This is a genomic window from Microbacterium sp. (assembly GCF_044508325.1).
In the GTDB taxonomy this organism is placed as follows: Bacteria; Actinomycetota; Actinomycetes; order Actinomycetales; family Microbacteriaceae; genus Microbacterium.
The window spans coordinates 34,259-44,091 of the sequence record NZ_JBIQHX010000020.1; the positions used below are offsets into that span (position 1 = coordinate 34,259).

Here is a 9,833-nt window from a genome sequence, read left to right on the forward strand (position 1 = left end):
TCACTGGCCGACGTACTCGGCCAGGTGCCGTCCGGTCAGGGTCGACCCGGCGGCGACGAGGTCGGCCGGGGTGCCCTCGAACACGACGCGGCCGCCGTCGTGGCCGGCGCCCGGGCCGAGGTCGATGATCCAGTCGGCGTGGGCCATGACCGCCTGGTGGTGCTCGATCACGATCACCGAGTTGCCGGCGTCGACGAGCCTGTCCAGCAGCGCGAGCATATTGTCGACGTCGGCGAGGTGCAGCCCGGTCGTCGGCTCGTCGAGCACGTAGATCGCACCCTTCTTGGCCATCGAGATGGCCAGCTTCAGTCGCTGCCGCTCGCCGCCGGACAGGGTGTTGAGCGCCTGCCCGAGGGTGAGATAGCCGAGCCCCGCGTCGACCATCCGCAGGAGCGTCGTGTGCGCGGGACCCTTGGCGATGAATTCGGATGCCTCAGCCGCCGACATCGCGAGCACCTCGGCGATGTTCTTGCCGTCGAGCGTGTACTCGAGCACCTCGTCGCTGAAGCCGGTGCCCTCGCACAGCTCGCACAGCGTCTCGACGGTCTGGGTGAAGCCGAGATTCGTGATGATGACCCCGAGCCCGCGGCACGCCGGACACGCCCCCTCGGAGTTGGCGCTGAACAGGGCCGCCTTGACGCCGTTGGCCTTCGCGAACTCCTTGCGGACGGCGTCGAGGATGCCGGTGTAGGTCGCCGGGCTCGAGCGCCGGCTGCCCTTGATCGGGGTCTGGTCGAGCACGACGACGTCGTCGAAGGCGGGCACGTTGCCGTGGATGAGGGACGACTTGCCCGAGCCGGCCACGCCGGTGACGACGGTGAGGATTCCGAGCGGGATGTCGACGTCGACGTCCTGCAGGTTGTGCTGCGAGGCGCCGCGGATCTCGAGCACGTCCGTGGGCTCGCGCACCGCGTCCTTCAGCCGCGCCCGATGGTCGAAGAAGCGGCCGGTGATCGTGTCCGAGGCGCGCAGGCCCGCGACATCCCCCTCGAACATGACCTCGCCACCCGCGCGCCCGGCGCCTGGACCGAGGTCGACCACGTGGTCGGCGATGGCGATGACCTCGGGCTTGTGCTCGACGACGAGCACGGTGTTGCCCTTGTCGCGCAGCAGCTGCAGCAGGTCGTTCATGCGCTGGATGTCGTGCGGGTGCAGCCCGGCGGTGGGCTCGTCGAACACGTAGCTGATGTCGGTGAGCGACGAGCCGAGGTGGCGCACCATCTTGAGCCGCTGCGCCTCGCCGCCGGAGAGGGTGCCGGATGCGCGCTCGAGCGACAGGTAGCCGAGGCCGATGTCGATCATCGAGGCGACCGTGTCGCGCAGCCCGCTCATCAGGGGAGCCACGGACGGGTCGTCGATGGTGTCGAGCCAGGTCGCGAGATCGGTGATCTGCATGGCCGCGGCATCGGCGATGCTCACGCCGCCGATCTTCGACGACCGCGCCCCGTCGTTCAGCCGGGTGCCGTCGCATGCCGGACACGGCATGAACCGGACGGCCCGGTCGACGAAGGCGCGGATGTGCGGCTGCAGCGCATCGCGGTCCTTCTGCAGCATCGACTTCGTGATCTTCGGCACCAGACCCTCGTAGGTCATGTTCATGCCCGAGATCCGGATCTTCGTGGGCTCCTTGTAGAGGAAGTCGTCGAGCTCCTGCGGGGTGTACTCGGCGATGGGCTTGTCGGGGTCGACGAGACCGGACTCGCTGTAGCCCTTCACCATCCAGCCGTCCACGGTGTACCCGGGGATCGTGATGGCGCCCTCGCGGAGCGATCTGGTGCGATCGAACAGCTCGTCGAGGTCGACGTCGCTCACTTCGCCGAGACCCTCGCAGTGCGGGCACATGCCGCCGGTGATCTCGAAGGAGCGGCGCTCCTTGACCTTCTTGCCGCCCTTCTCGAACGTCACCGCGCCCGCCCCGGCCACCGACGGAACGTTGAAGGAGAACGCCTGCGGCGAGCCCACGTGGGGCACGCCGAGACGGCTGAACAGCAGCCGCAGCATCGCGTGCACGTCGGTCGCTGTGCCGACGGTCGAGCGCGCGTTCGCGCCCATCCGCTCCTGGTCGACCACGATGGCCGGACTCACGTTCTCGAGCGCGTCGACGTCGGGCCGGGTCAGCTGCCCCATGAACTGCTGCACGAACGTGGGGTAGGTCTCGTTGATGAGCCGCTGCGACTCGTTCGCGATCGTGGCGAACACGAGCGATGACTTGCCCGACCCGCTCACCCCGGTGAACACGGTCAGGCGCCGCTTGGGGATCTCGAGGCTGACGTCTTTGAGGTTGTTCTCTCGGGCGCCGGTGACGCGGATGGCATTGTGCGAGTCGGCGATGTGGGCGGATGCCTGGGGCATGGTGTCCTCTCGGTCGGGGCGAGGCTACCGGCTCCCCCCGACGCCGACAACCGTCCTGGGTCGCGCTCAGGCCGCGGCGTCGGCCGCGGCGGGCAGCACCGGGAAGTTGTCGGAGAACAGGCCGCCGGGGTCGACCTGCGTCTTGATCGCGCGCAGACGCGCGAGGGTCGCCGGCGGGAAGGCCTGGGCGATCCGCTCCGGCCGCTGCGACGAATCGAAGCTGAGGTACAGCCCGCGCGCGTGCGCGGCGAGCGCGTTCCACGCCCGGTCGAGCCGGCCCGGGTCCGCGCCGAGGGCGACGATCGAGAATCCCGCCGAACGATGGGCGTAGGCGGTCGCCCCGTCGGGAAGGTCGGCCACGGCACCGCCGACCGGGCGCACCTGGAAGAACGCGGCGGCACCGGCATCCAGCATCTCCTGCGCGGCCCGCGCGATCTCGGGGGTGATCGCGTCCACCAGCGCGGAGCGCGAGTGCGGCTCGCCGCTGCCATGGTGCGGACCGAGGTCGGCGTTCGCCATCACCTGCGCATAGCCGGTGAGGCGCACCGACTGCTGCACCAGCGGCGCGAGCCCGGCGAACGGCTGCAGCCGTTCGATGATCGTGTCCGGGTCGGCGGAGTCGACCACGCCGTACAGCTGGGCGGTCATCGGCCGGCCCGGCCGCGGTGCGCCCATCACGAGGAAGATGCCGGTGTCGCGGGGCGCGGACTGCATGATGCGGCCGTACCCCTTGAGGAACCCGGCGATGTCGTCCACCTGGAACGCCAGCTGGGCCGAGCCGATGTCGCCGATCTCCGCCGCTTCGAACTCGAACGCCGTGACGATGCCGATGTTCGCGCCGGCTCCCCGGATGGCCCAGAACAGGTCGGGCCGGGTCTGCGCGTCGGTGCGCACGATCGAGCCGTCCGCCAGCACGACCTCGGCCGCGCGCAGGCTGTCGATGGTCAGCCCGTGCTCGCGCGCGAGGAACCCGATGCCTGCGGCCGTGGCCAGACCGCCCACCCCGACCCCGCCCGAATCGCCCGAGCTCAGCGCCCAGCCGTGCTCGCCCAGCGCGGCGGCGACCTGCATCCAGCGCGCACCCGGCCCGATGCGCACGAGGCGCCGGCGCGAGTCGAGCACCTCGATGCCGTCCAGGCGGCTCAGGTCGATCACGATGCCGCCGTCGTTCGTGCTGCGCCCGCTGATCCCGTGACCGCCGCTGCGCACCGAGAGCGTCGCGTCCGGGTGCCGGCGCGCGTACGCGACCGCCTCGGCCACCTGCTGCGGCGAGTCCGGCTGCAGCACGATGCCGGGCGAGCCGCCCCGCAGGTAGGTCGCGCGCACATCGGGGTACTCGAAGTCACCCGGCTCGACGGCGCGCAGGCCGTGCGGCACGCCGTCGTAGTCGATGCCGTCGCGGCGGGCCGACAGCGCCGCCGACGACCGCGCCGGCGCCGGCGGAGTCGCGCGGCGCGTGCGCTCGCGGGCCACGACCTCGCGCGCGGCCGGTGCGACCTCGGCACCCACCAGACGCAGCAGATCGGGGTCGTCGCCGGTGAAGATGAAGGTGTCCACCCCGTCGTCGAGCGCCAGCGCGGCGATCCGGTCGATGAGCGACGCGACGTCGGAGGCCAGGTTCCCGACGTTGAGCAGCCGCCGGATCTCGCGGGGATCGCGGCCCGCTCCGGCCGCGGCCTCGTCGATGGCGGCGTTTCCCCGCGCCAGGTCGCCGGGTTTCATGTAGCCGAGCGACGGCAGCCATCCGTCGCCCTTGCGCCCGGTGAGCGCGAGCATCCGCGGCTTGTACGCGCCGATCCAGATCGGCACGTCGTGCGCGGGCCGCGGACCGCGCTTCGCGCCGTGCACACGGTGATACTCGCCGTCGGTGAACGCCGCGCGGCGCTCGCCGGTGTCCCACAGGGCCCGGATGACGTCGATCGCCTCCTCGAGGGCGGTCACCGCCTGCCCGGGCGTGAGGCGGCGGCCGCCCATCGCCTCGATGGCGTCCCAGAAGCCGCCTGCTCCCAGCGCCAGGTCGAAGCGGCCGCCGCTGAGCAGGTCGAGGCTGGCCGCGCTGCGGGCCACGACCGCCGGCGGCCGCAGCGGCACGTTGAGCACGTCGGGGGCGATGCGGATGCGGCTGGTCTGCGCCGCGACGAACGAGAGCAGCGTCCACGTATCCAGGAACGCGGGCTGATAGGGATGGTCCTGGAAGGCGACGAGATCGAGACCGGATGCCTCGGCCACGGTCGCGAGGGCGACCGGCACCTGCGGATCTGCGGCGGACGGGGTGATGAAGGCTCCGAATCGGAGCGGGTGACCGTAGTCCATACCGGGGCACAACCCGCTGCGGTCGCAGCGGATTCCCCCGCGGACTCCTGCCGGGGTCTGCTCAGTAGACTGGAGGCATCCCTCCGATCGATCCAGGAATCCCCGTGCCCGACAACGCCGCGCCCGAGAACGAAGCGCCCGCGCCGCGACCCAGCGCCGCGCCCCGCGTCGCCGTGCGGCACATCCAGCTGATCCGGGCGATCGTCGCCGCCATCGCGGCGCTGATGATCACCTTCTCGGCCGACCACTCCGCGACCTACGGCCTGGCGACGTTCAGCGGCTTCGCGATCGCCACGGCCCTCGTGCTCGCCTTCGGGGCGTGGATGGCCTACCCGCGCGGCCGTCGCTGGCCGCTCGTCGCCGTCGCCGTGCTGACCGCGATCGCCGGAATGGTCAGCGGCGTGCCGCCATGGCGATCGACGGCCCTGTTCTTCGCGATCGTGATCACGTGGTCGGCCGTGACCGGCCTCGTCGAGATCGCCGGGGCGTGGGTCGACCGGGTGCGTCTGCGCGACGAGGGCGGCGACGACCCGCAGCGCCGCTCCGAGATCCGCGATGCGTTCACGGTCGGGATCATCACCGTGGTGCTCGCGATCGCGCTCGGCCTGGTCTCCCCCGACTTCCGCCTCGACTACTTCATCGACGAAGCGGGCGCCTGGTTCGCGCTGACCGGGATCTCCATCGCCGTCGGGCTGTTCGGCGGATACGCCGCGATCGTCGCCGTGTACCTCGGGATCGCCGCCTTCACGCCGCGCCGCCAGGACCCGGCCGCCGCGGAGGCCGAGGCATCCGCTGCCGTCACTTCCGCCACCGACGAGGAGCCCGCGTGACCGACAAGCCGACCCGTCGCCAGCTCATGCGCCCCCTGCAGCTGCTGGGCCTCGCGTTCATCGCCGCGGCGTTCGCCTTCGTGGTGACGCTCGTGTCGATGGGCTTCTTCCAGCAGCGCTTCGCCGGGCAGTCCGAACACGCCCTCGTCGTGGCGGGCGTCGTCGGCGGCATCACCTTCATCGTCGTGCTCGTCGTGATGGCCCTTCTCATCCTCGCCGTCGATCCGGCCCAGGTGGCCAAGACCGTCGACCGCCCGGTGCTGCTGCCTCCCGAAGACGAACAGGCCGCGCCGGGGGATGCCGCGCCCGACGCCGACGATGCGGCGGGCGGTCGCGACCAGCAGCCCGGCTGAGCCCTACTCGGCGGGGTCGACCAGCCGCGCTGCCAGCCCCGTGTACCCGGCGGGCGTCAGCGCCAGCAGGCGCTCGCGCGCCTCGGCGCCGATGTCGAGGCCGCGGATGAACTCGGCGAGCTCGGCCGCACCGACGCGGCGTCCGCGGGTGAGCTCCTTGAGCAGCGCGTACGGGTCGGTGATCGACGATCGTCCCGCGGTGATCTCGGCGCGCACCACGGTCTGGATCGCCTCGGCGAGCACCTCCCAGTTCTCGTCGAGGTCGGCATCCAGCACGTCCTGGGCGAGCGCGATCTCGCCCAGCCCGCGGCGCAGGTTGTCGATCGCCAGCAGCGAGTGCCCGAACGCCACCCCGATGTTGCGCTGGGTCGTCGAGTCGGTGAGGTCGCGCTGCAGCCGCGAGGTCACCAGGGTCGCCGCGAGCGTCGCGAACAGGCCGCCGGCGATCTCGAGATTCGCCTCCGCATTCTCGAAGCGGATCGGGTTGATCTTGTGCGGCATCGTCGACGAGCCGGTCGCGCCGGCGACGGGGATCTGGGAGAAGTAGCCGAGAGAGATGTAGGTCCACACATCGGTCGCGAGATTGTGCAGGATGCCTCCGGCATGCCGTGCCCGGTCGTACAGCTCGACCTGCCAGTCGTGCGACTCGATCTGCGTCGTGAGGACGTTGAAGCCCAGTCCCAGCGACTCGACGAACCCGCGGGCGACCGCCGGCCAGTCGACGTCCGGGTCGGCGGCGAGGTGCGCCGACCAGGTGCCGGTCGCACCGGAGAACTTGCCCAGGTACTCGGATGCCGCCAGCTGCCGCTCCACGCGGCGCAGCCGCCACGCGAACACGGCGAGCTCCTTGCCCATGGTGGTCGGGGTGGCCGGCTGGCCGTGCGTGCGCGCGAGCATCGGAGCGTCACGGTGAGCGCGCGCCAGCTCGTCGAGCCTGCCGATCACCTCCCGCAGTGCGGGAAGCCACACCTCCTCGACCGCGCGCTTGACGGTGAGGGCGTAGGCGAGGGAGTTGACGTCCTCGCTGGTGCAGGCGAAGTGCACGAGCTCGGCGAGGCGGTCCAGCCCGAGGGATGACAGCCGGTCGCGCACGAGGTACTCGACCGCCTTGACATCGTGGCGGGTGACGGCTTCACGCGCGGCGAGCCAGTCGATCTCGGCCTGGCCGAAGTCGCGGTACAGCGCGCGCAGCCGCTCCTTGTCGGCATCGGCGAGCGGCGCCGTGGCGAACAGCGAGCGATCCGTGAGGGCGATCAGCCACTCCACCTCCACCTCGACGCGTGCCCGGTTGAGCCCCGCTTCGGAGAGGTGATCGGACAGTGGGGCGACGACCGCGCGATAGCGCCCGTCGAGGGGACTGAGCGGCTGCGGGGGCAGGGAGGAGGTCACGGAAACGACTCCGGAGTCGGCGGCTTGGAGGTCAGCGAATCGCCGGCTCCAACTGGCGGAAGAGCGCACGGCTCGCGCTCTCGATCATACCGAGCACCTCGTCGAACATCTCCGGGCCGGCGTAGTACGGATCGGGCACGTCGAGCACGCCGTGCGCCTGGGGGTCGAACGCCAGCAGCAGGGCGATCTTGTCGGCATCCTCCTGCGCGTGCGACCAGCTCTGCAGGATCCGCTCGTGACTGCGGTCGAGCGCGACGACGAGGTCGTTCGCGAACGCCTCCTGCGTGAACTGCCGCGCGCGGTGCCGGCTGCCGTCGTAGCCGCGGCGCTCCAGGGCCTCCAGTGTGCGGGCGTCGGCGCGCTCGCCGACGTGCCAGTCGCCGGTGCCTGCGCTGGTGGACACCACGCGGTCGTCCAGGCCGGCACTGCGCGCGAGGTCTCGGAACACGACCTCCGCCATCGGCGAGCGGCAGATGTTCCCCGTGCACACGAACACCACGCGGTAGGGCTGCGCGGCGGACGCGGTCATGCCTCCATCATGCCGCGCGAGCGCGCATCCCTCATCCGCGCACCCCTGCACAGCCTGCGCTCGCGGTTGCCTTTCCACGCGGAGGGAACTGCGACGCGGAGTCCCCGGGTCTCTGCGCCAGGCTGGCGGAATGCTCGCCCGCTCGGACCTCGCCTGGGCGCAGACCGCCGCGGCCTTGGCACGCCACCGGCTCGACGAGACGGCGACGCAGCTGGATGCCGCGCTGCGCCTGCTCGATCGCGCGGCGCACGCCACCGACTGGCAGTCCCCGGCCGCCGACTCGCACCACTGCGACATCGCGGACCTGCGCGGCGACGTGGCGCGCCTGCGCGGTCGCGTGGACGAGCTCGCCGACACGGCCGCCGGGGTGGGTGTGCTGCTGGCCCGGCTCGCCGAAAGGCAGCCGTGAGCGACGACATCGAGATCCGCCACGGTGCGGTGGTGGCCGTCGACAGCCGGTCGCTGCGCGGGGCCGCTGCGCAGCTGGATGAGATCGCCGGACGGCTCGCCGAGGCGGCCGAGGCGGCCGGCGCCGCCGGCTGGGCGCTCGCGGATGTCGACGCCGTGCTGCACGGCGGCTGGTCGGCGCAGGCGTCCGGCCTGCGCGCCGAGGCGGAGGGTGCGGGCGCCGCGGCCCGCCGTGCCGCCCTCCGGCTGCGGGCCGCGGCGGCCGTGTACGAGCACGCGGAGCTGACGGCACGCCGGGCCGTGACCCTGGACGACGCGGCGCGAGCGGTGATCGACGCCCGCCTCGCCGAGCTCGGACCACTCGTCGCGCTCGCCGCGGCCCCGCACGGCCTCGGCTTCGCGCGGCGCGCACCGTGGGAGCTCATCGAGCAGACCACGTCGCTGGGATGGATGCTGGTGCCACTCGGCCCGGCGGTGTTCGGCGCGACGGCCTTCGGCTTCGCCGCGGCGGTCCGCGTGTTCGACCGCGCTGTGACACCGGCCGCAGCGCGGCTCTCGGGCCCGGGCGAGCCGGTGACGGTGGCGCAGACGTCGCGCCGCGCCGGCACCCCGGTGACCTCGCTCGCCCAGGCGGTCTCCCGCATCCCGTCGCAGGCGGCGGTGCGCGTGGAGCGTTACACACTGCCCGGCGGATCTCGGCAGTTCGTCGTCTACATCGCCGGGACCGGGGCGGGCAGCGCCTTCGACATGCGTTCGAACGAGCGGCTGTACCGGGGCGAGCGGTCGGCCTCCTCGGAGGCGGTGCGCGGGGCGCTCGAGCGGGCCGGCGCGCGGCCGGGCGACATCGTGCACGAGGTCGGCCACTCGCAGGGGGCGATGATCGCCGGGCGCATGGCGCTGGAGGGCGAGTACGACGTGCGCACGGTCGTCTCGGCGGGGTCGCCGATCCAGGCGGCACTGCCGGAGTCCGTGCTCTCGGTCGATCTGCGCCACACCGACGACGTGGTCTCCGCGCTGGCCGCGGGCGGGTCCGCCGCCGGTGTCGGGTCGCCGCACAGCTTCGTCGTCGAGCGGGTCGCCGACCCGCTGGTGTCGCCGCACGACCTGGCGCTGCCCGCGCACGCGCGGGACGCGTACGAGCACACCGCCGCGCTGGTCGATGCGTCCACCGACCCGCGCGTCGACGCCGTGCGTGCTGTGTTCGCCGATCTCGGCCGCGCCGAGTCGGTCGAGGTCACCGAGTACACCGCCGGGCGACCGTGAGCCGGCGGCGGGTCAGCGCTTCCTCTGCGGTCGCAGGATGATGCCGAAGATCCAGTTGATGACGGTGATGATCAGCGCTGCCAGCACACCCCACCAGAAGTCCTCGACGCGCAGACCCCAGTTCCACCAGTGCGTGATCCAGGCGGTCAGCCACAGCAGGAACCCGTTGATGATCAGGGAGATGAGGCCGAGCGTGAGGATGTAGAGCGGGAACGCCAGGATCTTGATGACCGTCCCGATGATCGTGTTCACCAGCGCGAAGATCACCGCCACGAGCAGCAGCGTGAGCACGAGCTGGAGCGTCTCGCCTGGAGGGAAGGCGATGACCGACACCTGAAGCGCCGGGATCAGGGTGACGACCCAGATCGCGAACGCGTTGATGACGACGCGGATGAG

The 9,833-nt window shown here is 72.0% G+C and carries 9 protein-coding genes; 4 read left to right on the forward strand and 5 right to left on the reverse strand.

Annotation, left to right across the window (positions count from 1 at the left end):
• Both ACIWQI_RS13665 and ACIWQI_RS13670 read right to left on the reverse strand, forming a co-directional pair.
• On the reverse strand, positions 1-2,352 hold the full coding sequence (locus tag ACIWQI_RS13665; RefSeq protein WP_396658210.1) for an ATP-binding cassette domain-containing protein: 2,352 nt from the start codon (positions 2,350-2,352) through the stop codon (positions 1-3).
• A gap of 66 nt (positions 2,353-2,418) precedes the next feature.
• Positions 2,419-4,665: an LLM class flavin-dependent oxidoreductase gene (locus ACIWQI_RS13670; RefSeq protein WP_396658212.1), complete on the reverse strand. Its 2,247-nt coding sequence runs from the start codon at positions 4,663-4,665 to the stop codon at positions 2,419-2,421.
• Positions 4,666-4,769: 104 nt separating this feature from the next.
• Here ACIWQI_RS13670 and ACIWQI_RS13675 point away from each other — a divergent pair, with 104 nt between their 5' ends.
• Together ACIWQI_RS13675 and ACIWQI_RS13680 are read left to right on the forward strand one after the other, a co-directional pair.
• The gene (locus tag ACIWQI_RS13675; RefSeq protein ID WP_396658214.1) at positions 4,770-5,495 is read left to right on the forward strand and encodes an acyl-CoA synthetase; all 726 of its coding nucleotides are present in this window, start codon (positions 4,770-4,772) and stop codon (positions 5,493-5,495) included.
• On the forward strand, positions 5,492-5,848 hold the full coding sequence (locus ACIWQI_RS13680) for an amino acid transporter (RefSeq protein WP_396658215.1): 357 nt from the start codon (positions 5,492-5,494) through the stop codon (positions 5,846-5,848). Before ACIWQI_RS13675 ends, ACIWQI_RS13680 begins: the two co-directional genes overlap by 4 nt.
• A gap of 3 nt (positions 5,849-5,851) precedes the next feature.
• Here ACIWQI_RS13680 and purB read toward each other — a convergent pair whose 3' ends face one another.
• Together purB and ACIWQI_RS13690 are read right to left on the reverse strand one after the other, a co-directional pair.
• Entirely contained in the window at positions 5,852-7,237 is a 1,386-nt protein-coding gene (gene purB / locus ACIWQI_RS13685) for an adenylosuccinate lyase (protein ID WP_396658217.1), read from the reverse strand.
• 31 nt (positions 7,238-7,268) lie between these two features.
• The gene (locus tag ACIWQI_RS13690) at positions 7,269-7,766 is read right to left on the reverse strand and encodes a low molecular weight protein-tyrosine-phosphatase (protein ID WP_396658219.1); all 498 of its coding nucleotides are present in this window, start codon (positions 7,764-7,766) and stop codon (positions 7,269-7,271) included.
• Positions 7,767-7,896: 130 nt separating this feature from the next.
• Between ACIWQI_RS13690 and ACIWQI_RS13695 the strand changes: the two genes are divergently transcribed.
• Positions 7,897-8,175 carry a hypothetical protein gene (locus tag ACIWQI_RS13695; protein ID WP_396658221.1) on the forward strand — a complete coding sequence of 93 codons (279 nt, stop codon included), beginning with the start codon at positions 7,897-7,899 and terminating at the stop codon, positions 8,173-8,175.
• A complete protein-coding gene (locus ACIWQI_RS13700) occupies positions 8,172-9,437 on the forward strand; it encodes a hypothetical protein (protein WP_396658223.1) in 1,266 nt (421 codons plus the stop codon). The genes ACIWQI_RS13695 and ACIWQI_RS13700 overlap by 4 nt, the downstream gene beginning before the upstream one ends.
• 12 nt (positions 9,438-9,449) lie before the next feature.
• Here the strand turns inward: ACIWQI_RS13700 and ACIWQI_RS13705 are convergent.
• Positions 9,450-9,833 (reverse strand): phage holin family protein (locus ACIWQI_RS13705; protein ID WP_396658224.1); only part of this gene is annotated, 384 nt, incomplete at its 5' end.